We start from the raw sequence: 25,456 nt of genomic DNA on the forward strand, positions 1-25,456 counted from the left end.
TCTTTCACGGTCGGACGGGCGGGAGGGTCACACGGGTGAGAAGAGGTGGTCGCTGATGAGCCTGGCCGCGCCGGTGACTCCGGCGACGGGTCCCAGCTCGCCCAGGACGATCGGAAGGTTGCCGGTGGCCAGCGGCAGCGAGCGCCGGTAGACCTGGGCCCTGACGCCGGCCAGCAGCGTGTGGCCGAGACCGGTCACGCCGCCGCCGATCACCACCAGGGCGGGGTTGAAGAAGCTGACGAGTCCCGCGATGACCTGCCCGACCCGGTTGCCGCCTTCGCGGATCAGGCCGAGCGAGGTGGCGTCGCCCATGGCTGCCGCGGCGGCGACATCGGCCGCGGTGAGCGTCCCGGACGCCGCCAGCCGGGCCGCGAGCTCCGCGGACTGGCCGGCGCGCGCCGCGGTCTCGGCGTCGCGGGCCAGGGCGGCGCCGCTGAAGTGCGCCTCCAGGCAGCCCCGGTTGCCGCAGGCACAGAGGCGGCCCTCGGGCTCCACCTGGATGTGGCCGATGTCGCCGGCGCTGCCGGTGGCGCCGCGGTGGACGGCGCCGCCGACGACGATGCCGCAGCCGATGCCCGTACCGAGCTTGACGCAGAGGAAGTCGCTCACGGAACGGGCCACGCCCGCGTGCTGCTCCCCCATCGCCATCAGGTTCACGTCGTTGTCGACCATGACCGGGCAGCCCAGCTCCTGGCTGAGCGCCTCGCGTACCGGGAAGCCGTCCCAGCCGGGCATGATCGGCGGTGCGACGGGGACGCCCTCGGGGAAGCGGACCGGGCCGGGGACGCCGATCCCGGCGCCGTCGAAGCCTTCGGCGAGGCCGGAGTCCCGGAGCTTCCCCGCCATGGACAGCACCTGCTCGAAGACGGCGACGGGCCCTTCGCGTACGTCCATGGGGTGGTTGAGGTGGCCCAGCACCTCCAGCTCCGCGTTGGTGACCGCCACGTCGATGGAGGTGGCGCCGATGTCGACGCCGAGGAAGCGCAGCGCCGGGGCGAGCCGGATGTTGTGGGAGCGGCGCCCGCCCCGGGAGGCGGCGAGTCCGTCGGCCACCACGAGGCCGGTCTCCAGCAGCCGGTCCACCTCGACGGCGAGCTTGGAGCGGGAGAGGTCGACCTGATCCCCCAGCTGTGCCCGGGAGTTGGGCCCTCCGTCACGCAACAGCCGGAGCAGGCGCGCCTGATGGGCGTTCGCGGGTCGTGCCGTCATACGTCTCACGCGCCCCTCCCCGCCTCATCGGCCTGTCCGTCGGGCTTGGCACGGGAACGTAGCAGCGGTTGTCCGGGACGGGAAGAAGTCGCGCGGAAATCCGCCGAACTTTTCCCACTCCAAGGACAAAGCCCGGCGCGGCGCCGGTCGCGGCGGGCTCAGGGGCAGCGGATCACCTGTCCCGCGTAGCTGAGGTTGCCGCCGAAGCCGAAGAGCAGCGCGGGGGCGCCGCTGGGGACCTCGCCCCGCTCGACCAGCTTGGACAGGGCCATGGGGATGGAGGCGGCGGAGGTGTTGCCGGAGTCCACCACATCGCGCGCGATGACGGCGTTGACCGCGCCGATCTTCCTGGCGACCGGCTCGATGATCCGCAGGTTGGCCTGGTGCAGGACCACGACGGCGAGGTCCTCGGGGGTGAGGCCCGCCTTCTCGCACACCTTGCGGGCGATGGGCGGCAGCTGGGTGGTGGCCCAGCGGTAGACCGACTGGCCCTCCTGCGCGAAGCGGGGCGGCGTCCCCTCGATCCGTACCGCGTCCCCCATGGCGGGGACCGAGCCCCACAGCACCGGTCCGATGCCGGGCAGCGCCGCGTCCTCGGTGTCGGCGACCACGACGGCCGCGCCCGCGCCGTCCCCCATCAGTACGCAGCTGGAACGATCCGTCCAGTCGACGATGTCGCCCATCTTGTCGGCGCCGATCACCAGCGCGCGGGTGGCGGCGCCGGCCCGCAGGGCGTGGTCGGCGGTGGCGAGGGCGTGGGTGAAGCCGGAACAGACCACGTTGATGTCCATGACCGCGGGCGAGGCCATGCCGAGGCGGGCGGCCACCCGGGCCGACATGCTCGGCGAGCGGTCGATGGCGGTGGAGGTGGCCACCAGCACCAGGTCGATGTCGGCCGGCTGGAGGCCCGCCCCGGCGAGGGCCTTGGCCGCGGCGTGCGCGGCGAGCTCGTCGACCGGCTCGTCGGGGCGTCCGATATGACGGGTCCGGATGCCGACGCGGCTGGTGATCCACTCGTCACTGGTGTCGACCATGGCCGCCAGGTCCTCGTTGGTGAGTACCTTGGCGGGCTGGTAGTGGCCGAGCGCCACGACACGTGAGCCGGTCATAAACGGGGTCCCCTCGCTACATCGGGCAGGAACCAACCAGTCTTGGTCGCTACCGCCCGGTACGGGGGCAGGTGATCCCACAGGAATACCGGCTCAGGCTTGGAGGCTTGGCAACAGCACGCCGCAGCCTTTGATTGCGTCATCCGGTTGCGGCGCCGCTTCCGATGTGCAGGACAATGTGTCTGCCGGGGCCCTCGGCCGCAGGTCGGGCAGGTGGCGTCCCGGCAGCCTACGCCCAGGGCCGCTCGCCGGCCCTCCCCCGTACAGAAATCAGGTCCAACGGTCATGGGACGGGTCACCGAGCGCCGCCGCACCATCCGCATCCGGGACGGGGCCGTCTCCCGCCGCCCCGACACCCTCGTCGCCGAGGAGCCGCTGGAGATCCGGCTGAACGGCAGGCCGCTCGCCATCACGATGCGCACCCCGGGCGACGACTTCGCGCTCGCGGCGGGTTTCCTGGTGAGCGAGGGGGTGATCGGTGACACCCGCGACGTGCAGTCGATCGTGTACTGCGCCGGCGCGACGGCCGACGGTGTGAACACCTACAACGTGGTGGACGTGAAACTCGCACCCGGTGTCGAGGTCCCCGACATCACACTGGAGCGCAACGTCTACACGACGTCGTCCTGCGGGCTGTGCGGCAAGGCGAGCCTGGACGCGGTCCGCACCACGACCCGCCACCCGATCGCCGACACACCCCCGCTGCGGGTGGCCCCCGCGCTGCTGGCGCGGCTCCCCGACCGGCTGCGGGCCGCCCAGCGGGTCTTCGACCGGACCGGGGGTCTGCACGCGGCGGCGCTGTTCACCGAGACGGGCGAGCCGGCCGACGTCCGCGAGGACGTCGGCCGGCACAACGCGGTCGACAAACTGGTCGGCCGCGCGCTGACCGACGGCCGGCTGCCGCTGTCCCGGTCGATCCTGCTGGTCTCGGGACGCGCCTCGTTCGAACTGGCGCAGAAGGCGGTGATGGCGGGCATTCCGATGCTGGCGGCCATCTCGGCGCCCTCGTCCCTCGCCGTGGACCTGGCGGCCGAGACCGGCCTCACCCTGGTCGGCTTCCTGCGCGGGCCCTCGATGAACGTGTACGCCGGGGAGCACCGCATCGTGCTGGACGCCGGGTGACGACGTGTCCGGCGGGTCGGTGACGGGGCCGCAGGGCAACCTCCGGTAGGTGCCGGCCGTCTCGTACTGCATGCGAATCACTTTCCTCATCCACAATGCGTACGGGATCGGAGGGACCATCACCACGACGTTCAACTTGGCCCGAGCACTGGCCGATCGGCACGATGTGGAGATCATCTCCGCGCTCCGGAACCGGGAACGGCCGAGCATCACGCTCGATCCGCGCGTGCGGCTGCGGCCCCTGGTGGATCTGCGGCACGAGAAGGACGATCCGCGGCATCTGAGACCGGCGAAGGTCTTTCCCTCGTCCGAGTACCGCTACGGGGAGTACAGCGCGCTCACCGATGAGCGCATCGGGGCAGCGCTGGCGTCCCTCGACACCGATGTCGTCGTGGGGACCCGCCCAGGTCTCAACGTCCATCTGGCGCTCCAGGCTCCCGCGCGGACGGTGCGCGTCGGCCAGGAGCACCTCACGCTCGACCACCACTCGCCGCGGCTGCGCCACGCGCTCCGCAGGGCCTATCCGCGACTGGACGCGATCACCCCCGTGACGGAGGCCGACACCGCCGTCTACCGGCGCAAGATGCGACTGCCGGGTGTACGTCTGCAAGCGCTGCCCAACAGTGTCCCCGCCCCGGGCCTCGCGCCGGCCGACGGCCGTGGGCGCATCGTGGTCGCCGCCGGCCGGCTGGCGCCGATGAAGCGGTTCGACCTGCTGATCGAGGCCTTCGCCGCGGTCGCCGCCGCGTACCCCGACTGGACGTTGCGCGTTTACGGCAGGGGTGAGGAGCGGGAGCGGCTGCGGGCGCTCATCGACCGGCTGGGGCTGTACAACAACGTCTTCCTGATGGGCGCGGTGACCCCCATGGAGTCCGAGTGGGTGAAGGGATCGGTCGGGGCGGTGACGTCCGACTACGAGCCCTTCGGCATGACCATCGTCGAGGCGATGCGCTGCGGGCTGCCGGTCGTGAGCACCGACTGCGCGTACGGCCCCGGCGAGATCATCACCCATGGCGAGGACGGCCGCCTGGTTCCCGTCGGCGACCGGGAGGCGCTGGCAGGCGCCCTGCTGGAGCTCGTGGGCGATGACGAACTGCGCCGGCGCATGGGGCGGAGCGCACTGGAGAACTCCCGGCGCTACGGCCCCGCCCCCGTCGTGGCCCAGGCCGAGCGGCTGTTCGAGGAACTGCTGGCGGCCCGGAAGGACGGCCGGGCGGTGACCGGGAGGGACCGCGCACCGGCGAGCAGCGGCTACGCGGCCAGGGACGCCGTGCTCATCGCGGCAAGCAGTGTCGTGAGGGCCGCACGGAAGGCGCGACGATGAGTGCCAGGGACGGCGAAGACGTGAACGCGCTGCTGGAGAAACCACGGGGAGCGGTGACGGTGCGGGAGGACGGGCGTCTGCTCGTAAGCGTCCGCCTGCCCCTGCCCGAGCCGGCGCAGCCGCGGCTGCTGCTCCGGCTGCGCCCGAAGAAGGGGGAGCCGGAGGAGACCGGCCGGGACCTCGCGCTGGAGCCGGCGGGGCAGGACCAGTGGCAGGCCGTCCTGGAGGCGGCCCCGGCCCTGGAGGAAGGCCGCTGGGACGCCTACGTGGTGGGGGCGCCGGGCGGGGATCGCGTGCCGCTGCTGCCCGGCCCGCGCGATGTGCGCTCGCTGGTGTCCGGCGGGGACGACGTGCCGGTCATGCCGTTGGCCGTGCGGATTCCGTACGCCACCAAGGACGGACGGCTCGCCGTACGGGCCTGGCGGCGCGCCGCGCACGCGGAGGCCGGCCGGATCGTCGTCGCGGGTGACTCGATGACCGTGACCGCGCGGCTGTTCGGCGCCCGCCTCGGTGAAGGCGCGGTGGTGTCACTGAAGCGGCGCGGGCAGCGTTCCGCGGCGACGGAGATCGCGCTCCGGGCCGACGGGGACCGGGACTTCTCGTTCACCGTCGGCTACCAGGACCTCCTGGCGGCGGCCGGGGAGGCAGCGGCGGTCTGGGACGTGTACGTCCGGCCGGCCTCCGGCGCGTCGCGGATCCGGGTCGCCCGCCTGCTGGACGACATCGCGGACCGCAAACAGGTCTTCGTCTACCCGTCCACCCCGCTCGGCACGGTATCGGCGCGCCCGTACTACACCCTGGACAACGACCTGTCCGTGGAGCTCGCACCGCGGCGCCCAAGCTGAACGTCGCACGGGCGGCGGCTCGGCGGCGGCATCATCGCCGCACGCCCGGTTGCCGCCCGCGCCCGCCGGACAGGCCCCGGCCCACCGCGACGGCGCCGGGCGCCGTGCCCTCCGGGCCGCCGTCCCCCGGGTCGCGGGCGCGCCGCTTGGCGATCACCGCGCAGACCATGAGCTGCATCTGGTGGAAGAGCATCAGCGGCAGTACGGCGAAGCTCGCCTGGGCACCGAACAGGACGCCGGCCATGGGCAGCCCCGAGGCCAGGCTCTTCTTGGAGCCGGCGAACTGGATCGCGATGCGGTCCTCCCGGCCGAAGCCGAGCCGCTTCGCCCCGTACCAGGTCACCGCGAGCATGGCCGCGAGCAGGACCGCCTCGGCGGCGAGGAGCGCGGCGAACCTGGCGGGGGTGACCTGGTGCCAGATGCCGGCGACCATGCCCTCGCTGAAGGCCGTGTAGACGACGAGCAGGATCGAGCCCCGGTCGACCAGGCCGAGGATCCGGCGGTGCCGGGCGAGGAAGCCACCGATCCGGCGGCGCAGCAGCTGCCCCGCGACGAAGGGCAGCAGCAGCTGGACGCCGATCCGCAGCAGGGCGTCGGCGGAGAAGCCGCCGCCGCTGTTTCCGAGCAGTGCGGCGGCGAGCAGCGGGGTGAGGAAGATGCCGGCGATCGAGGAGAAGGAGCCCGCGCAGATCGCGGCGGGCACGTTGCCACGGGCGATCGAGGTGAAGGCGATCGACGACTGGATGGTCGAGGGGACGAGGCACAGGAAGAGGAAGCCGCTCTGCAACTGCGGCGACAGCACGTACGGCACCAGTCCCCCGCTCGCCAGACCCAGCAGGGGGAAGACGACGAAGGTGGCGGCCAGGACCGCGAGGTGGAGCCGCCAGTGCCGCAGGCCCTCCAGCGCGTCGGCGGTCGACAGGCGCGCCCCGTACAGGAAGAAGAGGAACGCGACGGCTCCGGTGGAGGCGCCGCCCGCCACCTCGGCGGCACGGCCCGACGCGGGCAGCAGCGTCGCGAGGACGACGGTGCCGATCAGGGCCAGTACGTACGGGTCGATCGGCAGCCAGGACGGCGGCTGCGGGAGGCGGCGGCTCATGTGCTCCACGTGTCTTTTCGGTCGGGCCGGGCCCTGAACATCCTGCTCCGGTACGCGCCGATCGGGAATCCCGTACACCGCTCTCACTGCCATCACGGATCGCGATAGCGTGGCCGCCATGTACGACCCCGTGCAGTTGCGCACCTTCCTCGCCGTCGCCCAGACCCTCGGCTTCACCGCCGCCGCCCGCCGGCTCGGGGTGCGGCAGTCCACGGTGAGCCAGCATGTGCGGCGGCTTGAGGACGCGACCGGGCGGCAGCTGTTCACCCGGGACACGCACCGCGTCGACCTCACGGCGGACGGCGAGGCGATGCTCGGCTTCGCCCGGACGATCCTGGAGGCGCACGAGCGGGCTTCGGCGTTCTTCGCCGGCACCCGGCTGCGCGGGCGGCTGCGGTTCGGCGCGTCGGAGGACTTCGTGCAGACCCGGCTGCCGGAGATCCTCCAGACGTTCCGCCGCGACCACCCGGAGGTGGAGCTCGAACTGACCGTCGAGCTGTCGGGGACCCTGCACCGGCAGCTGGAGGCGGGCCGGCTCGATCTGGTGCTGGCCAAGCGGCGGGCCGGGGACACGCACGGCGAGCTGGTCCGGCGGGACACCCTGGTCTGGATCGGTACGCCGGGGCTGCGGATCGACCCGGACCGGCCGGTGCCGCTGGTGGTCTTCCCGCCGCCGGGCATCACCCGGGCACGGGCCCTGGAGGTGCTGGAGGAGCAGGGCCGCTCCTGGCGGGTGGCCTGCACGAGCGGCAGCCTCAGCGGTCTGATCGCCGCCGCGCAGGCGGGGCTCGGGGTGATGGTCCACACCCGCGGACTGGTGCCGCCCGCGCTGGTGCCGGTCTCGGCCAGGGCGGGGCTGCCCGAGCTGGGCGGTGTGGACTTCGTCCTGCTGCACGGCCGGCGGCGGGGCGGTGCGCAGCAGGCGGCGGACGCGCTGGCGGCGGCGATCCTGGCGGGCGGTGACCGGCTGATCCGGCCGCCCGGCGGGGCCGGTGCGGGACCGGGGCGGGAGCAGGCATGACGGGGCACGGGGAGGGGGAGAATGCACGGGACGCGGCGACCGGCGCCGGGCGGACCGATCCCACCGGACCGGTCGTACGGGGGCGATCCGCCCGTACCCGCCCACACCGGCAGTGATCGCGGCGTACAGATTCGGTGGAGATTCCCGCGCGAGCCACTTACCCCGTGGTCCCAAGCACGTCCGAGCCTTGCCCATCTGGCCGGATTTCGGCCCCTGACCAGTGCAGATGACACGTTGTACGGACAGCTCCGGGCCCTCCCGCCGCGGCCGGTGGTGGGGTAGCGTCACGGCGCTGTGCGGAGCGCCACAAGGAGCAGGTCATTGCGCGAATTCACTGTCCCACCCATGGCGGCCGCGCCCCACGTGGGCGGCCTCGCCGATGTCGTGTTCGACCATGCCGACGAGGACCCGCACCGGGTCGCACTCGGCCGAAAAGATTCGGACGGACGCTGGCAGGACGTCACGTCGGCCGCGTTCCGCGACGAGGTGCTGGCTCTGGCCAAGGGGCTGATCGCCCACGGGGTGCGGTTCGGCGACCGGGTGGCCCTGATGTCGCGTACGCGCTACGAGTGGACCCTCTTCGACTTCGCCCTGTGGGCGGTCGGCGCGCAGTCGGTGCCGGTCTATCCGACGTCCTCCGCCGAGCAGGTGCTGTGGATGCTGCACGACGCCGAGGTGTCGGCGGTGATGGTGGAGCACGAGGACCACGCGATGACGGTGGCGTCGGTCATCGACCGGCTGCCGCAGCTGAAGCGGCTGTGGCAGCTGGACGCCGGCGCGGTGGAGGAACTGGTCGAGTCGGGCGCGCACGTCGAGGACGAGGTGGTCCACCGGCACCGGCGCGCGGTGACGCCCGAGTCGGTGGCGACCATCATCTACACCTCCGGGACGACGGGCCGCCCCAAGGGGTGCGTGCTCACACACGCCAACTTCATGTTCGAGACGCAGACGATGGCCTCGCGCTGGGAGTCGGTCTTCCACTCCAGACCGGGTGACGAGGCGGCGACACTGCTCTTCCTGCCGCTGTCGCACGTCTTCGGACGGATGGTGGAGGTCACCGCGGTCCGCGGCCGGGTGAAGCTCGGCCACCAGCCGGAGCTGTCGGCGAAGGCCCTGATGCCGGACCTGGTCTCGTTCCGTCCCACCTTCATCCTGGCGGTCCCGTACATCTTCGAGAAGGTCTTCACCGGGGCACGGCGCAAGGCCGAGGCGGAGGGCCGGACGGGTCCGTTCGACAAGGCCGTCGACATCGCGGTGAAGTACGCGGAGGCGATGGAGGCGCGGGCGTTCGGCACCGGGCCCGGCCCCTCCGCCGCGCTGCGGATGCAGCATCAGTTCTTCGACAAGGTCGTGTACAAGAAGGTCCGCGACGCGATGGGCGGCCGGATTCGGCACGCCATGTCGGGCGGTTCCGGCATGGAGCGGCGGCTCGGTCTCTTCTTCGCGGGCGCCGGGGTGACGGTGTACGAGGGGTACGGGCTGACCGAGTCGACCGCGGCGGCCACCGCGAACCCGCCGGAGCGCACCCGGTACGGCACGGTCGGGCAGCCGATCCCCGGCACGACGGTGCACATCGCGGAGGACGGCGAGGTGTGGCTGTACGGGGCCCATGTGTTCGGCGGCTATCTCGGCGACCCGAAGGCCACCGACGCGGTGGTCCACGACGGGTGGCTGGCCACCGGGGACCTGGGCGCGCTGGACGAGGACGGCTATCTGACGATCACCGGGCGGAAGAAGGAGATCCTGGTGACCTCCGGCGGCAAGAGCGTCTCGCCGGCCGCCCTGGAGGAGCGGGTGCGGGCGCATCCGCTGGTGGCGCAGTGCATCGTCGTCGGCAACGACCGGCCGTACATCGCGGCGCTGGTCACCGTCGACCAGGAAGCCGTGGAGCACTGGCTGACGATGCAGGGGCGGCAGTCGCTGACCCCCGCCGAACTGGTGCGTGACCCGGATGTGGAGATGGAGGTGCGGCGGGCGGTGGTGGCGGCCAACACGGCGGTCTCGCAGGCGGAGTCCATCCGCACCTTCCGCATCCTGGCGCACCCCTTCAGCGAGGAGCACGGGCTGCTCACCCCGTCGCTGAAGCTGAAGCGCGGGGCGATCGAGGCGGCGTACGAGACCGAGGTGGCCGCGCTGTACCGCTGAGGTGCGAAAACGTCACCCTCCGGCGGGAATGCGCGGGCACCCGCGATCGTTGTCGTGGGGAGTCCCACCCCACAACGTTAGGATCGACTGCTCGTGAGCCAGGTCCCCTCCCTCACTCTCAACAACGGCGTCGAAATGCCCCAACTCGGTTTCGGCGTCTGGCAGGTGCCGGACGACGAGGCCACGAAGGCGGTCACCACCGCCATCGAGTCCGGTTACCGCAGCATCGACACCGCCGCGATCTACCAGAACGAGACGGGCACCGGAAAGGCCATCGCCGCCTCCGGCGTCGCGCGCGACGAGCTCTTCGTGACCACGAAGGTGTGGAACACCGAACAGGGATACGACTCGACGCTGCGCGCCTTCGACGCCTCGCTCGACAAGCTGGGCCTCGACCACGTCGACCTGTATCTGATCCACTGGCCGGTACCGGCCAAGGACGCGTACATCGACACCTACCGGGCGCTGGAGAAGATCTACGCGGACGGCCGCGCGAAGGCCATCGGCGTGTCGAACTTCCTGCCGGAGCACCTGGAGCGGCTGCTCGGCGAGACCTCGGTGGTGCCGGTGCTCAACCAGATCGAGCTGCACCCCCAGCTCCAGCAGGCCGAGTCGCGTGCGCTGCACGCCGAGCACGGCATCGCGACCGAGGCCTGGTCGCCGCTGGGTTCGGGCAAGGGCCTGCTGGAGGTGCCCACCGTCCTCGCGGTCGCCCGCAAGCACGGCCGTACGCCCGCGCAGGCCGTCATCCGCTGGCACCTTCAGACGGGCAACGTGGTGATCCCGAAGTCCGTGACGCCGTCGCGGATCGCGGAGAACATCGACGTGTTCGACTTCGAGCTGGACGCCGACGACCTGGCCGCGTTCGCGGCGCTGGACGAGGGCAAGCGGCTCGGCCCGAACCCGGGCGAGTTCAACGCGGGGGCCTGAGCCCTCAAGCGCTACGGGACCGCCGCGTCCGGCTCGTGAGCCGGGGCGGCGGTCCCGCCGTGTCCGGGGCCGGGCTCAGGCGCGGCGGCCCAGGTGCAGGGTGCGGGCCAGGAGCAGGAAGGTGTCGGGGCGCCGGTGCAGTCCGGCCGGGTCCTCGGGGTCCAGGAGCCGGTCGAGCACGGCGTTGTCCTCGTCGGTGAGGTGGTCGCCCAGCCCGGCGCGGCGGCGGGTGAAGTCGGCGATGACCTGTTCGCGCGCCGCGTCACCGAGGGGTGCGGGCAGATCGAGCAGGAAGCTGCGGGTGCCCTGCGGGGTGAGCCCCGCCGCGCCGAACAGGGCCGCCCAGTCCTCCGCCTCCCGCCGGGCGTCGGGCAGTTCGGCGCGCATCTCCTCGAAGAGTTCCGCCTCCGCCGCCTCCATCCGGGCTTCGATCCCCGGCCTGCCGAAACCGAGGTCGCGCGGGAGCTGCCGGGCCTGGAGCCCGCCCTCGACGAGGGCGACGGTGCCGCCGGGGCGCAGCAGCGCGGCGAACCCGGCGAGGACGGCGCGCTGGTCGCCCATGTGGTGCAGTGTGTTGCCGGCCCAGATCAGGTCGGCCTCGCCCAGGTCCGGGAGGCCGGCGGGGAGGGTGGCGTGCAGGGTGGTGACGCGGTCGGCGAGCCCGAGCCGCCGCGCGCGGGCGCGGGTGCGCTCCAGCAGGGCGGGGGTGCCGTCGACGGCGACGACCTCCGCCTCGGGGAAGACCTCGGCGAGCAGGCAGGAGATCACTCCGGGCCCGCTGCCGATGTCCAGGAGGCGGCGGACCTTCGGCGCGGTGGGCAGCGAGGCGATCCAGCGGGCCGCCTCGGTGTACTGCTCGCCGCTGATCTCGGCGTTCCGCTCCAGGAGCGGGGCCATGACGTCCCAGTCGGGTTCGGCCCCGCCGCGTCCGTGGCCGTGCCCGGCGGTGCCTTCGTGGTGGAGGCCCTGGTGGCCGTCGTGGTGATGTCCGTGCCCGGTGTGGTCGCTCATGGGACCAGCCTCACCGCGCCCGGCTCGGCGCGCAATCTTCATTGCCGTTCCGGCAAGGCCCGGCCCCTGCGGTACTCCTGCGGGCTGACGCCCCGTACCCGCTTGAAGGCGGTGCTGAACGCGAACGCCTGGCTGTAGCCCACCTTGCGGGCCACGGCCTCGACCGTGGCATCCGTCTCGCGCAGGAGATCCGCCGCGACGGCGAGGCGGCGGCCGGTGAGGTAGGCCATCGGGGGCTCCCCCACCAGTTCGGTGAAGCGCCGGGCGAGGGCGGCCCGCGATACGCCGGTCCTGGCGGCCAGCCCGGCCACGGTCCAGGGGTGTGCGGGCTCGTCGCGCAGCAGCCTCAGCGCCCGGCCGACGACCGGGTCGGCCATGGCCAGGTACCAGGTGGGCGGTTCGGCCCCGGGCCGGGAGAACCAGGTGCGCAGCGCGTCGATGAGGAGCAGGTCGAGCAGCCGGTCGAGCATCGTGCTCTGCCCCGGTTCGTCGCGCGCGATCTCGTTGTCCAGCAGGGTCAGCAGCGGTCCTGTGCGGCCGCCCGGCGGCAGGACGAGCAGCGGGGGCAGTGCGTCGAGCAGCCGCCCGCTGATCTCGCCGTCGAGCAGATACGTACCGACGAGGACGACCGCCGAACCGTCGCGGGCGTTGCCCCAGGTGCGCACGCCCAGCTCCATGGACTGGGACAGCGGCTCGCCGAGCAGCGTCGCGCAGGTGCCGCCGGGGCCGATCCGCGCCCTCGGTTCGGTGCCGGGCCGGTCGGCGACGGTGTACGGGGCGGGACCCCGGGCCACGGCCAGGTCACCGGGGCGCAGCAGGACGGATTCCGCCTCGCCCTCGGGCATGATCCACGCCTCGCCGCTGGTCACGGACATCAGGCAGAGCGGGGCACGGTCCTCGATCCGGACGGACCAGGGCGGCTCCATCACCATCCGCAGCAGGAGGGCCCCACGGGCCCGTGGCCCGTCCAGCAGTTCGGCCAGTGCGTCCATGGGCAGCAGCGTAGACGCAGGCGTAGGCGGCCGAGAGCCTCGGGGATGGAGGGTGCCCGCCGGCCCGGGGAACCTGGGGTCATGGCTGATGAGACGCGGAAGCGGACACAGGAAACCGCAGGCCCCGCAGCGGTGTTGGTGACGAGCGGGACGGGCAGGACAGGTCGTCGGGTGGTGGAGCGGCTGACCGCGCGGGGCGTGCCGGTCAGGGTCGGCTCGCGCCGGGGCGAGGTGCCGTTCGACTGGGCGGACGAGTCGGGGTGGGAGGCCGCGCTGAACGGCATGGAAGCGGCGTACGTGGCGTACGCCCCCGATCTGGGGGCGCCCGGGGCGCCGGGGGCGATGACCGCCTTCGGCGAGATGGCACGGCGGTGCGGGGTGCGCCGCCTGGTGCTGCTGTCGGGGCGGGGCGAGCCGCAGGCGGAGGCCGCCGAGGAGGCGCTGCGGGCGGCTGCCGGGGACGCCGAACTCACGGTGCTGCGCTCGGCGTTCTTCACCCAGAACTTCAGCGAGGGAGCCCTGCTCGGCCCGGTGCGCGCGGGTGTGCTGGCGTTTCCGGCGGGCGACACCGCGGAGCCGTTCGTGGACGCGGACGACCTGGCCGATGTGGTGGTCCGCGTGCTGTGCGGGGAGGGCGGCGCGGGCCGGGTCCACGAGTTGACCGGCCCCCGCGCGCTGACCTTCACCGAGGTGGCCGCCGAACTCACCGCGGCGACGGGCCGTGAGGTCCGCTATGCGGCGCTGACGGGCCCGGAGTACCGGGAGATGCTGGTGGGGTACGGCGTGCCGGAGGCGGAGGCGGCCTTCCTGGCCGAGCTGTTCACGACGCTGCTCGACGGACACAACGCGGCGGTCACGGACGGGGTGAAGCGGGTGCTGGGCCGCGACCCGAAACCGTTCGCGGCGTTCGCCGCGGAGGCGGCCCGGGACAGCGCCTGGGACGCGTAGGCGGCACGCCTCCGGTGGGCCGGGCCGTGCGGGCGGGGGCCGGGCGCGGGGCTCAGCGGCCCGGCCGGCGGCGGAAGGCCAGCAGCCGGTACTCGGGGTCGGCTCGCCGCCGCTCCGGGTCGGGCAGGGCGGTCAGGGCGCGAGCGAGGTCTTCGGCGGCAGCTCCGGGCAGGGCCAGGCGTGAGGCGTAGTAGCCCCGGAGAGCGGCGCCGGCCGCGCTCAGCGGGCTCCGGCCCTGCCCGTGGCCGCGGAAGAAGGCGTCCCCCAGCACATCGAGGCCGGCCTCGGCGGCGTACGCGACGACCAGGTCCGTACGGTCGGACGGGCTGGGTGCCAGGTACGGGGCGAACGCCTCGTCGATGTCGCTGCCCACGTCGTGCGAGGCGTCCTTGTCGACGGTGGTGACGAACACGCCACCCGGCCGCAGCACCCGCGCGACCTCGGCCACCACCGCCCGCGCCATGCCGTCCTCGCGCAGCAGGTGCAGCAGCCAGACGGCGGTGACCGCGTCGACCGCCGCGCCGGGCAGCGGGAGGCGGCGGGCGTCGGCGAGCACGACGGCGCCGACGCGGTCCCGGGCGACGCGGGCCATGCCGTGCGCGGCGTCGGAGCCGATCACCCGGAGACCGGGGCGGCCGTCCGCGATCAGGCCGGTGACCAGGCCCGTGCCGCAGCCGACGTCCAGCAGGGAGCCGGCCGCGGGCGGCACCAGGCCGAGCACGGCGGCGGCCGCCGCCTCGGCCCGGGGCAGACCGCCACGGGTCGCGTCGTAGCGGGCGGCCTCTTCGTCGTAGTCCAGCACCCGGCCGACTCTAGGCCATGACCGCGAACACACGTTCCCGGTCGAGGAGTCCGAACCGGCGACCCGTTGTGGCGGGGCGCCGGGGCCGTCACCGCAGTGGCGGGGTGTTACCGCGCGCCGTGCCCGGGGGCCACGGCCGTCACCCTGGCGGCCAGGCCGAGGTCCTTCTCGGTGACCTTGCCGCCCGCGTCGTGGGAGTTCACGGAGAGGGCGACCGTGTCGTAGCCGAGTGTCAGGTCGCTGTGGTGGTTCAACTCGTCCTGGATCGCCGCGACCTGGACGGTGAACGCGGCGGCGGCGAAGTGGGAGGGCAGCCGGTAGGTGCGGGCGATCCGGTCGCCTTCCAGCGTCCAGCCGGTCAGCTCGCGCAGCCGGTCCTCGATCTCGTTCTGCGGCAGCGGTGCGGCGGGCATACGGCGGCTCCCTCACGGGTGGTCGGTACCGGTCGGCGGTGCCGGTGACGTTACGGTCTTCGTATGACAACTGTCGCGCCCGACACGGGGGTAGGGCCGCTGCTGCGCAACTGGCGGGAGCGGCGACGGATCAGCCAGCTGGAGCTGGCACTGCGGGCCGGCTCCTCGGCCCGGCACATCTCGTTCGTCGAGACCGGCCGTTCGCGCCCCAGCGAGGACATGGTCCTGCGGCTGGCCGAACACCTGGACGTGCCGGTCCGGGAGCGCAACGCCCTGCTGGTGGTGGCCGGTTACGCCCCCCGCTACGCGGAGACCGCGCTCGACGACCCGGCGATGGGGGCACTGCGCGACGGGCTGGACCGGCTGCTGCGGGGCTATGAGCCGTATCCGGCGTTCGTCGTGGACGGGATGTACACGGTGGTGGCGGCCAATCGGGGGATGACCCGGCTGCTGGAGGGGGTGCCGGAGCATCTGCTCGCCCCGCCGCTGAACGCGATGCGCCTGACCCTGCACCCGCAGGGCCTCGCCCCGCGCATCCGCAACCTCCGGGAGTGGCGGGCCGATCTGCTGGCCCAGATGGAGCGGCAGATCGCCCTGGTCCGTTCGGCCGGGCTGCGCGAGCTGTACGAGGAGGTCGCGGGCTACCCGGTGGCGGCGGCCCCGGGCGGGGAGGGGGACTGGGAGCCGCCCTCGTCGTCGGTGCCGTTCGCGCTGCCCCTGGTCATCGAGCACGACGGGCGGGTGCTGTCCTTCGTCGCGTCGATCGCCACGTTCAACACACCGATGGACGTGACGGTGGCGGAGCTGGCCATCGAGACGCTGCTGCCCGCGGACGAGGAGACGGCCGCCCATCTGCGGTCCCTCGCGCCCTGAGGGCCGCTCCCCGCGCCGGACCGGCCGGCGCGGGGGCGGCAAGCCCGGTGGCTACACCCGTGCGCCGTTGTCCTGCGGGTCCCGGTTGCCTGCCCCCTTCCTGGCGCGCGGGGCACGGGTGCGGGCGGGCGGCGGGACCTTGCTGGTGCGTTCCAGCAGGAGCGCGGCCGGTACGGCGGTCATGACCGAGGAGTACGTACCGACGACGATGCCGATCAGCAGGGCGAGCGCGAAGTCCTCCAGGGAGTCGCCGCCGAGCACGACCAGCGCGACGAGGATGAACAGAGCGCCCATCCCGGTGTTCACCGTCCGGGGCACGGTCTGGAGGACCGCCTGGTTCGCCACGGACGCGAGGGGCCGCTTGCGGGCCTTCGCCCACAGTTCCCTGACCCGGTCGAAGACCACCACCGAGTCGTTGACGGAGTACCCGATGACGGTGAGGAGCGACGCCAGGAAGATGCCGTCCACGGTCCGTCCCAGCCAGGCGAACGCCCCGACCAGGATGATCACGTCGTGGATCAGCGCCCCGACCGAGGCCACGGCGAACGTCCAGCGGAACCGGATCGCCAGATAGGCCAGCTGGACGAGTACGGCGATGGCGAGGGCGATCAGCGCGTTGCGCCGCAGTTCGTCGCCGAGGCTGGGGCCGATGAGCTCGTCGCGGACCTTGGTGGTGTCACCGCCCTCGGCGGCCAGGGCGGACCGCAGTTCGTGTTCGCCGTTGTTGTCGAGGTCCCCGGTCCGTACCGAGATGTCGCCGGCACCGGCCGTGGTGACCTCCGCGTCGCCGAACCCGGCTCCCGCCAGGGCGCTGCGCGCGGTCTCCACGTCCACGGGGCGGCTGGTCGAGTACTCGATGAGCCGGCCGCCGGTGAACTCGACGCCGAAGTTGACCCCGCGCACCACGATGCCCGCCACGGCCACCGCGATCAGGACCGCGGAGATCATCAGCCAGCGGCGCGGGTGGCGCATCAGCTGCGGGTCGCGCCTGGCGAGCCAGGTCCGTACCCGGCCCGGGATCGCGATGCCGTTGACGCCCCGGTAGTCGCCCACGAACCGCGAGCGGGCCGCCGTCTCGGTGAGCGCGCGGGCGATGACGAGCGCGGAGAACATCGACGCGAGGACACCGATACCGAGCGTGACACCGAAGCCCTTGACGGGCCCCGAGCCGAGGAAGAACAGCAGCCCGGCCGCGATGAGCGTTGTCACGTTGGAGTCCGCGACGGCGCTCCACGCGCCCTTGAATCCGGCGGTGAGCGAGGAGCGCAGGGGCCGGCCGGGCCGTAGGGCGTGCTCCTCCCTGGCCCGTTCGAAGACGAGCACGTTGGCATCGACGGCCATGCCGATGGCCAGCACGAAACCGGCGAGTCCCGGCAGGGTGAGGGTGACGCCGAGCCCGACCAGCGCGGCGTACGAGATGACGCCGTAGGCGGCCAGGGCAACGGCGGCCAGCGCGCCGAACAGGCGGTAGACGACGGTGATGAACAGGGCCGTGGCGGCGGCGCCGATGAGGGCGGCGCGGAAGCTGGCGTCGATGGCGTCGGCGCCGAGCGTCGGCCCGACCGTCCGCTGCTCGACGATCTCCACGGGCACGGGCAGGGAGCCGCCCTCGATCAGGAGGGCCAGCTCACGGGCCTCGTCCGCGCTGAAGGAACCGGTGATCTGGGTGGAGCCGGAGGGCAGACCCGTTCCGCAGGAGACCGACGGGGAGACCTGGGGCGAGGAAATCACCTGCTGGTCGAGGACGATGGCGACCCGGCGCCGCTCGTCCTGGGCCGGGTGGCAGGCGGCTTCGCCGGTCAGCCGGGTCCAGTCCCGTCCGGCGTCCTTGTGGAAGTCGAGCGAGACGGTCCAGCCCGCGCCCGTCTGGCCGTCGAACTCGGCGGACGCCTTCTTGACGCCGGCGCCGGAGAGCGCGACGGGACCGAGGGCCAGTTCGCGGCCCTGCTCGTCGGGAAGCGTCAGCCCCTCTTCGCCCTTGCCCTTGCCCTTGTCCTTGTCCTCGGCGCTGTTCGCCGCCCCGGGGCCCTGCACGGCGTGGAAGGTCAGCTGGGCGGTCTTGCCGATGACCTCGGTGGCCTTGCGGGGGTCCTGGACGTCCGGGAGTTCGACGATGATCCGGTCCTCGCCGGACCGGGTCAGGGTCGGTTCCGTGACGCCGAGCGAGTCGATGCGCCGGCGCAGCACCTCCAGAGTGCGGTCGGTGCTCTCGCGGTCGGCCTTCGCGGTGTCGGAGTCCTTGGCCTGGAGCACCATGCGGGTGCCGCCCTGGAGATCGAGGCCGAGTCTGGGTGACATGGTCAGCGTGATGATCACGGAGACGAGCAGTACGGCCGCGGCCAGTACCGCCCGCACCATGGTGGCGCGCGTCATTGCGGGTTTCCTCCGAGGGGACGCCGGGCCGCCCCCGCACCCGTCAGGAGGGTGAGGAGGGCACGGCGGTGATGGGGGGCGGGACCTGCGACAGGTCCCTTGACCGGTGCGGACCGGTCCCCGGAGGTCCGCGCACCCCGGGAAGCGCGACGCGCGGGCGCCCGGTGCCGGCCTGCGGAAGGGCGCCCACGGACCGCAGGACGCGGGGCGGGAGCGGGATGCCGGGCGGGGCGGGGAGCAGCGCGCCGGGGCCCGGCGGCTGGTGCGGCGTACGGGGGTGCTCGGCGGCGGTCCACTGCTCGGTACGCAGCCCCCGGTCGGCCACGGCCGGCACGGGAGCGGTCGCCTGCGCGGGGGCCGTGGCCCGTACGGGGACGACGGCGGAGGTGCGTGGGGCGGCCGACGCCGGCGCGGCGGCCGGCGCGGGCGCCGGGGTGCGTGCCGCGGTGCGTACGGGGAGGCCGGGGGCCGCCGCCGGGGCGGACCCGCCGAGCGCCGCCGTCGCGCGTACGGGCGCGGCCCCCGCGGCGAGGGGTGCGCCGCCCGTGACCGTGAGCACCGCGAGGAGCAGCGCCACCAGGAACCGTCGCGCCGCCGAAGCGGCCGGGGCGGTGGGCCGGTTCCCGGGGTGCGCGTTCCCCGGGGGCGGCCCCGGGAGGGGGGTCACCCGGATCGGCCGGGCAGGGCCGGTGCGGCGGCGTGGCGGCGGAGCACCGAGCTGAGGACCAGTCCGGCGCCACGCACGACCGTGGTCGCCGGGTCGTCGGCGAGCCGGACCGGGACGCCGAGGCGGACCGCTATCCCGCTGGTGACGTCCGGGCGCAGCGCCCCGCCCCCCGCGAGCAGCGGGCCCCGGCGCAGGGCCCCGAGCAGCGCGCCGTGCCGGTCCTGCCGCCACATCGCCATGACCATGTCCAGCACGGCGCGCACGACGGCGGCGGGCGCCTCACCGGGTCCCAGGTCGCTGAGCCCGGTCTCGGCCTGACGCGCGTCGCGCACCAGACCGCCGACGAGCAGGGTCGCCTCGGTCAGCTCGGCGCCGATGTCCACGACGAGGAGCGGGCCGCTGTCCTGCGGTCCGGCGTACGCGGCGGCCGCCCTGGCGCTGTCCAGGACGATGACGTCCGAGGGGCCGAGCGCGCGGAGCATCTCCCGGGCGGCGGTGCGGTGGCCGGGGCCGGCGAGCACGGGGTGGCTGAGGACGATCACCGTGTCGTCGCGGTCGTGCCCGAGGGTCCGGTCGGCGATGCGGGCCAGCATGCGGCCGCACGACTCCGGGTCCACGATCCGCCCGCGCCGGACGGGCCGGCCGTGGCCGTACTCACCGCCGTCGCCGCTCACGGTGTCCGCGACGACGCCCTGTCCGGGAATCCAGGCGCGGGTGCGGGAGCTGCCGAGATCGAGCGCGAGGCCCCGGGTGGCGCCCCGGTGGTGCCGGTGAACGGAGCGGTCGTGCCGCCGTCCGTCGCGCAGAGAACGCATCGCCCCTCACCCCCGGCCCGCCGCCGCGGCCGTTCGCACACCCAGTGACCCGCTGATCGCGAGGCATGGCCGAGCCCTCACTATGCAATAGGGAGGCAAAGAAAGCCACTCCCAAGCAAAATCGAAGGAGGCGCCGACGGCGGTTCAGGCCCGGCGGCAGCGGACCGCCACGCGAACGGGTCCCCCGCGCCAAGCCGCCTTCGCTCGGGGGACCCCTCGGCCCGCAGTCCGCGTCACCCCTTGCTCGACCCGAGGGAGAGCCCCGCTATGAACTGCTTCTGGAGCAGGAGGTACACCACCAGGGTGGGGATCGCGGCGATCAGGGCACCGGCCGCGATCAGGTTCTGGTTGGTCACGAACTGCCCTTGCAGGTTGGCCAGCGCCGAGGTCACCGGCCGCTTGTCGCCGGACGACATGAGCGTGATGGCCCAGAAGAAGTCGTTGTAGATCCAGGTCGTCAGCAGGGTGGCCAGGGCGGCGAGGGCCGGGCGGCACAGCGGAACCGTGAGGGACCAGAAGCGGGTCCACATGCCCGCCCCGTCCACCAGTGCCGCTTCGTACATCTCGGCGGGGATCGACTTCATGTAGTTGCTCAGCACGAAGACGCAGAAGCCCAGCTGGAAGGCCACGTTGATGACGACCAGCCCGAAGATCGAGTTGTACATGAGGCCGCTGTCGGCGAGAAAGGACGGCAGCGGGATCTTCAGGTACATCCGGAACAGCGGGGTGATGATCACCTGCTGGGGCAGCAGGTTCCCGGCGGTGAACAGGATGAGCAGGGCCACGTTGACCTTGATGTTCACCCGGGTGAGGACGAAGGCGGCGCCGGAGGCCAGTGCGAGCGCGATGACGACCGCCGGCACGGTGATCAGGATCGAGTTCCAGAAGAACCCGCCCATGTTCGACTGGGACCAGGCGTCGGTGAAGTTGCTCAGTGTCAGGTCGTGCGGCAGTGAGGCGTAGCCGTACTTGCGGGTGTCCGAGTACGGGCGGACCGCGACGTAGAGCGCGAACAGGAGCGGCAGCAGCCACAGCACCGAGGCGGCGATGAGGAAGACCTGCGAGAGGACCTGGCCCCGTGGGCGCGGTGCGCGCCTGCCGCCCGTCGGCGCCGTGCTCGGCAGGGTCGGGGAGCTCACTGTTTTTCCTCCCGGCGGAAGGTCTGGTGGAGGAAGACGCTGATCGGCACGAGCGAGATCAGCAGGAGTACGACTCCGAGCGCGGACCCGAAGCCGACCCGCTGGGTCTCGCCGACGATGTTGGAGGTCACCAGGACCGACAGCAGCTCCAGGCCGTTGATGCCCTTGTTGGTGATGTAGACGAGGTCGAAGGCGCGGAGCGACTCGATGACGGTGATGACCATGATGACGATGTTGATCGGCCTCATCACGGGGAAGATCACCCGCCAGAACGTCTGCCGGCCGTTGGCACCGTCGATCAGGGCGGCCTCCCGCAGCGTCGGGTCGACGGCCTTGAGACCCGCCAGGTACAGGATCATCACGTATCCGGCCTGCCGCCAGGTGGCCTCCAGCAGGACGGCCCACAGGTTCAGGTCCGGATCGCCGAGCCAGTCGATGGCGTCGCTGCCCCCGTCGCGGCCGATGACGGTGTTGATCAGGCCGTAGTCCTGGGAGTACACGAACTCCCAGATGATGCCGATCAGGGCCAGCGAGAGCATGACGGGCAGGAACAACGCGCTCTGGTACATGCGGCTGCCCCGGATGTTCCGGTCCAGGAGGACCGCGAACAGCATGCCGAGCGGGGTGGCGATCGCGACGAAGACGCCGAGCCAGATGAAGTTGTGCTGCACCGCCGGCCAGAACTGGGGGTAGTTCGTGGCGGCCTGGTGGTAGTTCTGGACGCCGTTCACACAGCCGTTGTTGAGGATCGACGGCAGGGCGGGGTCACAGGCCTTGGCGTGCAGGCCCCCGACGCCGTTCCAGCGGGTGAACGACAGCAGGACGGTGGTGAGCGCCGGGATCCATATGAAGGCCAGGCTGAGCAGCAGCGGTATGCCGAGCAGCACGGCGACGACGACACGGTCGACGGTGCTCATGTGTCGTATGCGCCGTCTCCGGCGGCCGGCACCGGCCGGGTCTCCGGCCGGCGGGGCCACCCGGCGCGTCCGGGTGAGGGAACTCATCAGGTGTAGATCGCCCTCGCCTGGTTCTCCGCGCTCTTCTGCAGCGCCGCTATCCCGCTGGTGGCGGGGTCGTCGATGAACTTCTGGATGACGGAGATCATCGCGGTGGCCATGGCCGGGTCCGCGTCCCGGTCCATGAACTGCGCGACGGCCTTGCACTTGCCGATCTCGGCGGCCGACTTCTTCTGAATGGCGTTGTACGTCGGCACGTTCACGCCCTGGGCCAGGCCGACGTCCCACTGGTCGGTCTTGAGGTACTCCGCCTCGGCCTCACCCGTGCCGATGTACTCCAGGACGGCCTTCGCCCCGGAGGAGTTCTTCGCCTTCTTGCTCAGCATGAAGCCGTCGGTGGGGGCGTCCATGAAGTCCTGGCCCCACTTCGGGTTGATCGCGGGGAAGGGGAAGAAGTCCAGGTCGTCCAGATCCGCCTTGTCGCTGACGAACTGGGCGGCCACCTGATTGGTGCCCTGGAACATCATCCCGGCCTTCCTGGACTCCAGCGCCTTGGCCGCGTCCTGCCAGATCCGGCCGTTCGCTCCGCTCTGTACGTACGGCATCATCTCGGCCCAGTGCTGGAAGACGCTGTACACGCCCTGATCGGTCCACGGGACTTCGTGCTTCAACAGTTTGACGTGGTAGTCGTAGCCGTTGAGCCGCATGTTGAGGATGTCGAACGTGCCGAGCGCCGGCCAGCCGTCCTTGTCGCCGAAGGCGATCGGGATCAGCCCGTCGGACTTCATCTTCTTGCAGAGCGCCATGTACGCGTCCCACGTGGTGGGCACGGTGTAGCCGTTCTTCTTGAACAGGCTCTTGCTGTAGAAGACGACCCACGGATAGTTGTAGAGCGGCACCAGGTACTTGCGGCCGTCCAGCCCCGTGGAGAGCTTCTTGGCGACGTCGTTGAAGTTGCCGCCGATCTTCTCCCACACGTCGTCGATCGGTTCGGCCAGCCCCTGGGCCGCGAAGTACTGCATGCGGTATCCGGCGAACCAGGTGAACAGGTCGTCCGGGGTGCCCTGGAGGTAGCTGGTGATGTTCTGCTGGAAGGAGTTGTGGTCGACCGTGTTGATCTTGATCTTCGTCTTGGTCGACCCCGCCGCGGAATCGGTGAGCGCGGCGAACGCCGTCCTGGTCGCCGGATCGGAGTAGTTGGACCCGAAGGTCACCGTGCTCCCGGCCACCGGCCCCGACGACTTGCCGGACTCGGACTCCGAGTCACCGCAGGCCGCCAGCAGCCCTCCGGCGGCGACGGTCAGCCCGGCCCCGCCCACTCCCCTGAGCAGGGTTCTGCGCGTCGGAGAGCCGACAACACTATCGGGACGATCGACAACCGACATGGTGCCTCCATGGGCGTGACTGGTCGTGGTCGATAGGGCAACAGCCGGAGGATCGGTCCGGCCGGCAGGGATTACAGATCCAGCTTTTCTCAACAGAAGCGATCAAGTCAGAACGCCAGCTTGATCGCAGAGGTAGTTTTACGCTCGTCGCTCGATGGCGTCAACGCTCCCGACACGAGCCGGAACCGGACATTGACCCACCGGTCGCGACGGGGTGACGGCGCTTCAACTCCCGTGCAGCGATGGGTTACTACCCGGCCGGCAGCCACGTCAGGCTTCGACTGGGCCCACGTCGCGGCACAGGGACCGGCGTCGATATCACCAGAACCCAACATCACACCGGCCGACAGCGGCCACCCCTCCCCCACACCACAACATCGGAGGGACCCCCTCCGCTTTCCCGGATCCACCCCTTTCGAGCAAGCTCCTTGAGAGAGCGCTCTCCCAATCATGCCGCAGGTCAACTGGGTTCAATCCGCAGGGAATTGCCGTTCTGCGCGTTCTATTGACATGGCCGCAACACGCTTTTACGTTCCACGGAGAGAGCGCTCTCTCACCTGACCACAACCCATGGCCAGGCCCCCCACTTCCCCGAACAGGAGTGCCGTGCTCTTCTTCCGTCAACGACGTACCGGCGAAGACAGCCACCGCAGAACCCCACCGCCCAAGCGGTACCGCACGGCGGTGCTCGCCGCCGCCGCGCTCGCCCTCACCTTCCTCCAGGCCAGCACCGGCAGCGCGTCCGCCGGCCCGGCCACCGCCGCGGCGCCCGCCCCCAAGGCGGCCGCCGATGTCGTCCGGGTCGCCGAGTTCCTGGCCGAGTGCCCCTACACCCACCGGGCACCCGACGACCCGATCGTCTTCCCGGGCCTGCCCGGGGCCTCGCACATGCACAGCTTCTTCGGCAACGACTCCACGAACGGCAACTCCGACCTCGCCTCCCTGGAGCAGGCCAGGAGCACATGTTCACCCGACATCGACCTGTCGTCGTACTGGGTGCCGACCCTGTACGACGGGGACAAGGAGGTCGAGCCCACCGGCACGACGTTCTACTACCTGGGTGAGGGCGTCCGGGACGACGTCATCCAGCGCATCCAGCCCTTCCCCCGCGGGCTGCGGATCGTCGCGGGCAACGCCGTGGCGACCGGTCCCGAGGACAACACCATCTCGCGCTGGTCGTGCCTGCACCACGGCGAGGTCAACCCGTCGCACGACTTCGTCAACTGCCCGGCGGACGGGATGCTGGAGTCGTACCTCGACTTCCCGCAGTGCTGGAACGGCACGGACCTCGACTCGGCCGACCACAAGAGCCACATGGCCTACCCGGTCGGCGGCGAGTGCCCCTCGACCCACCCGGTGCCGGTTCCCAAGCTCCGTCAGGTGCTGCGGTACCCGGTCAACGGCGACCCGTCCCGGTTCCGGCTGGCATCCGGTCCCGGATACACGATGCACGGTGACTTCTTCAACGTGTGGCCCGAGGCCGAGATGGCGCAGCGCGTCCGCGACTGCATCAACGCCATCGTGAAGTGCGGGGCCGACGGCACCCCCTGATCACCGCACTCCCGTCCCCCGCCCGTCCGGGGCCCCCGCGGCCCCGGACGGGCTCCGACCCGAGGGAACTCCCGTGAAGAAGGCGGCCCGCGGCACCGCGGCACTCCTCCTGCTCCTCCTCGCCGCCGGTTGCGCGGCCCCGGCCGACGAGCGCCGTCCCCCCGCACCGGCTGCCGCGTCCCGGGCATCCGGCGGTCCGGCCTCCGCTCCCCCGGCCTCCGGTGCACCCGCCGATCCGACCGACGCCGCCTGGGTCCAGCTGATGACCCCCATGAACGAGCAGGCCGTGGCACTGCTCTCGCTCGCCCCCGCGCGCTCCGGCGACGCCGGGGTACGGAGCTGGGCGGCCGGGCTGCTGGCCTCGCAGAACGGTGAACTCGCCCGGCTGCGACGGCTGCTGGCCCAAATGGGGCTGCCGGACACCAATATCCACGAGGGCCACGACATGCCGGGCATGGTGACGGCGGACGACCTCGCGCGGGCCCGCACGGTGGAGGGCGCCGCCTTCGACCGGTTCCTGGTGGCGCAGATGAAGGACCATCTGACCCAGTCCGCACAGGTGTCGCGCTCCGAGACCGGGTCCGGCACCCGGCAGGACGCCAAGCGGCTGGCCGCCGAGCTGGTGAAGGCCCGGCGCACCGAACTCGCCGCGCTCCCGGCTCTGGCCGCCGGCTCGGGCTGATGCCCCGGTCAACGTAGCCCCAAGGCCCGCGAAGCCGTTCACGCG

23 protein-coding genes are annotated in these 25,456 nt (G+C 72.3%); 10 read left to right on the top strand and 13 right to left on the bottom strand.

Annotated elements, in window-relative coordinates; genetic code table 11:
- Positions 1 to 27: 27 nt before the first annotated feature.
- Together B082_RS0114785 and B082_RS0114790 are read right to left on the bottom strand one after the other, a co-directional pair.
- Entirely contained in the window at positions 28 to 1,209 is a 1,182-nt protein-coding gene (locus B082_RS0114785; protein ID WP_018552584.1) for an ROK family transcriptional regulator, read from the bottom strand.
- 158 nt (positions 1,210 to 1,367) lie between these two features.
- Positions 1,368 to 2,318: a beta-ketoacyl-ACP synthase III gene (locus tag B082_RS0114790; protein ID WP_018552585.1), complete on the bottom strand. Its 951-nt coding sequence runs from the start codon at positions 2,316 to 2,318 to the stop codon at positions 1,368 to 1,370.
- Between the two features lie 285 nt (positions 2,319 to 2,603).
- On the opposite strand from B082_RS0114790, the gene fdhD reads away from it, so the two are divergent.
- The 3 genes from fdhD (at position 2,604) to B082_RS0114805 (ending at position 5,609) form a co-directional block, all read left to right on the top strand.
- Positions 2,604 to 3,440: a formate dehydrogenase accessory sulfurtransferase FdhD gene (gene fdhD / locus B082_RS0114795; protein WP_018552586.1), complete on the top strand. Its 837-nt coding sequence runs from the start codon at positions 2,604 to 2,606 to the stop codon at positions 3,438 to 3,440.
- A gap of 70 nt (positions 3,441 to 3,510) precedes the next feature.
- Positions 3,511 to 4,764, top strand: a complete 1,254-nt coding sequence (locus tag B082_RS0114800; protein WP_026249792.1) for a glycosyltransferase family 4 protein — start codon at positions 3,511 to 3,513, stop codon at positions 4,762 to 4,764.
- Positions 4,761 to 5,609, top strand: a complete 849-nt coding sequence (locus B082_RS0114805; protein WP_018552588.1) for a hypothetical protein — start codon at positions 4,761 to 4,763, stop codon at positions 5,607 to 5,609. The genes B082_RS0114800 and B082_RS0114805 overlap by 4 nt, the downstream gene beginning before the upstream one ends.
- 31 nt (positions 5,610 to 5,640) lie before the next feature.
- Here B082_RS0114805 and B082_RS0114810 read toward each other — a convergent pair whose 3' ends face one another.
- Entirely contained in the window at positions 5,641 to 6,708 is a 1,068-nt protein-coding gene (locus B082_RS0114810) for a bile acid:sodium symporter family protein (protein ID WP_202454293.1), read from the bottom strand.
- A 118-nt stretch (positions 6,709 to 6,826) separates the two neighbouring features.
- Here B082_RS0114810 and B082_RS36130 point away from each other — a divergent pair, with 118 nt between their 5' ends.
- From B082_RS36130 to B082_RS0114825, 3 genes are all read left to right on the top strand, one after another.
- On the top strand, positions 6,827 to 7,729 hold the full coding sequence (locus tag B082_RS36130) for a LysR family transcriptional regulator (protein WP_037710188.1): 903 nt from the start codon (positions 6,827 to 6,829) through the stop codon (positions 7,727 to 7,729).
- A gap of 345 nt (positions 7,730 to 8,074) precedes the next feature.
- Positions 8,075 to 9,874 (top strand): AMP-dependent synthetase/ligase, encoded by a 1,800-nt coding sequence (locus B082_RS0114820; protein ID WP_018552591.1) that lies wholly within the window; start codon positions 8,075 to 8,077, stop codon positions 9,872 to 9,874.
- Positions 9,875 to 9,967: 93 nt separating this feature from the next.
- Positions 9,968 to 10,804 carry an aldo/keto reductase gene (locus B082_RS0114825; protein WP_018552592.1) on the top strand — a complete coding sequence of 279 codons (837 nt, stop codon included), beginning with the start codon at positions 9,968 to 9,970 and terminating at the stop codon, positions 10,802 to 10,804.
- Positions 10,805 to 10,879: 75 nt separating this feature from the next.
- Here the strand turns inward: B082_RS0114825 and B082_RS0114830 are convergent, their stop codons facing one another.
- Positions 10,880 to 11,815 carry a class I SAM-dependent methyltransferase gene (locus B082_RS0114830; RefSeq protein ID WP_018552593.1) on the bottom strand — a complete coding sequence of 312 codons (936 nt, stop codon included), beginning with the start codon at positions 11,813 to 11,815 and terminating at the stop codon, positions 10,880 to 10,882.
- A 38-nt stretch (positions 11,816 to 11,853) separates the two neighbouring features.
- A complete protein-coding gene (locus tag B082_RS0114835) occupies positions 11,854 to 12,807 on the bottom strand; it encodes an AraC family transcriptional regulator (RefSeq protein WP_018552594.1) in 954 nt (317 codons plus the stop codon).
- Between the two features lie 81 nt (positions 12,808 to 12,888).
- Between B082_RS0114835 and B082_RS0114840 the strand changes: the two genes are divergently transcribed.
- Positions 12,889 to 13,755 (top strand): NmrA family transcriptional regulator, encoded by an 867-nt coding sequence (locus tag B082_RS0114840; protein WP_026249793.1) that lies wholly within the window; start codon positions 12,889 to 12,891, stop codon positions 13,753 to 13,755.
- A gap of 52 nt (positions 13,756 to 13,807) precedes the next feature.
- On the opposite strand, the gene B082_RS0114845 is transcribed toward B082_RS0114840, so the two are convergent.
- Positions 13,808 to 14,557, bottom strand: a complete 750-nt coding sequence (locus B082_RS0114845; protein ID WP_018552596.1) for a class I SAM-dependent methyltransferase — start codon at positions 14,555 to 14,557, stop codon at positions 13,808 to 13,810.
- 107 nt (positions 14,558 to 14,664) lie between these two features.
- Positions 14,665 to 14,970 (bottom strand): 4a-hydroxytetrahydrobiopterin dehydratase, encoded by a 306-nt coding sequence (locus B082_RS0114850; protein ID WP_018552597.1) that lies wholly within the window; start codon positions 14,968 to 14,970, stop codon positions 14,665 to 14,667.
- A gap of 63 nt (positions 14,971 to 15,033) precedes the next feature.
- Here B082_RS0114850 and B082_RS0114855 point away from each other — a divergent pair, with 63 nt between their 5' ends.
- Positions 15,034 to 15,843 (top strand): helix-turn-helix domain-containing protein, encoded by an 810-nt coding sequence (locus B082_RS0114855; RefSeq protein ID WP_018552598.1) that lies wholly within the window; start codon positions 15,034 to 15,036, stop codon positions 15,841 to 15,843.
- A gap of 51 nt (positions 15,844 to 15,894) precedes the next feature.
- Here the strand turns inward: B082_RS0114855 and secD are convergent, their stop codons facing one another.
- The 6 genes from secD to B082_RS0114885 form a co-directional block, all read right to left on the bottom strand.
- The gene (gene secD, locus B082_RS0114860) at positions 15,895 to 18,216 is read right to left on the bottom strand and encodes a protein translocase subunit SecD (protein ID WP_018552599.1); all 2,322 of its coding nucleotides are present in this window, start codon (positions 18,214 to 18,216) and stop codon (positions 15,895 to 15,897) included.
- A 43-nt stretch (positions 18,217 to 18,259) separates the two neighbouring features.
- The gene (locus B082_RS0114865; protein WP_158688873.1) at positions 18,260 to 18,883 is read right to left on the bottom strand and encodes a hypothetical protein; all 624 of its coding nucleotides are present in this window, start codon (positions 18,881 to 18,883) and stop codon (positions 18,260 to 18,262) included.
- Positions 18,880 to 19,698 carry a rod shape-determining protein gene (locus B082_RS0114870; RefSeq protein ID WP_018552600.1) on the bottom strand — a complete coding sequence of 273 codons (819 nt, stop codon included), beginning with the start codon at positions 19,696 to 19,698 and terminating at the stop codon, positions 18,880 to 18,882. The genes B082_RS0114865 and B082_RS0114870 overlap by 4 nt, the downstream gene beginning before the upstream one ends.
- Positions 19,699 to 19,931: 233 nt before the next feature.
- Positions 19,932 to 20,837 carry a carbohydrate ABC transporter permease gene (locus B082_RS0114875; protein ID WP_018552601.1) on the bottom strand — a complete coding sequence of 302 codons (906 nt, stop codon included), beginning with the start codon at positions 20,835 to 20,837 and terminating at the stop codon, positions 19,932 to 19,934.
- Positions 20,834 to 21,841 carry a carbohydrate ABC transporter permease gene (locus tag B082_RS0114880; RefSeq protein WP_026249796.1) on the bottom strand — a complete coding sequence of 336 codons (1,008 nt, stop codon included), beginning with the start codon at positions 21,839 to 21,841 and terminating at the stop codon, positions 20,834 to 20,836. Before B082_RS0114880 ends, B082_RS0114875 begins: the two co-directional genes overlap by 4 nt.
- A complete protein-coding gene (locus B082_RS0114885; RefSeq protein ID WP_078622573.1) occupies positions 21,841 to 23,178 on the bottom strand; it encodes an ABC transporter substrate-binding protein in 1,338 nt (445 codons plus the stop codon). The genes B082_RS0114880 and B082_RS0114885 overlap by 1 nt, the downstream gene beginning before the upstream one ends.
- Before the next feature lie 570 nt (positions 23,179 to 23,748).
- Between B082_RS0114885 and B082_RS0114890 the strand changes: the two genes are divergently transcribed.
- Complete coding sequence (locus B082_RS0114890; protein ID WP_051094619.1) at positions 23,749 to 24,729, top strand: DUF1996 domain-containing protein; 981 nt, start codon at positions 23,749 to 23,751, stop codon at positions 24,727 to 24,729.
- A gap of 73 nt (positions 24,730 to 24,802) precedes the next feature.
- A complete protein-coding gene (locus B082_RS0114895; RefSeq protein WP_018552605.1) occupies positions 24,803 to 25,411 on the top strand; it encodes a DUF305 domain-containing protein in 609 nt (202 codons plus the stop codon).
- The last annotated feature ends 45 nt before the right edge of the window (positions 25,412 to 25,456 follow it).

This window comes from Streptomyces sp. ATexAB-D23 (assembly GCF_000373645.1).
Lineage (GTDB): Bacteria > Actinomycetota > Actinomycetes > Streptomycetales > Streptomycetaceae > Streptomyces > Streptomyces castrisilvae.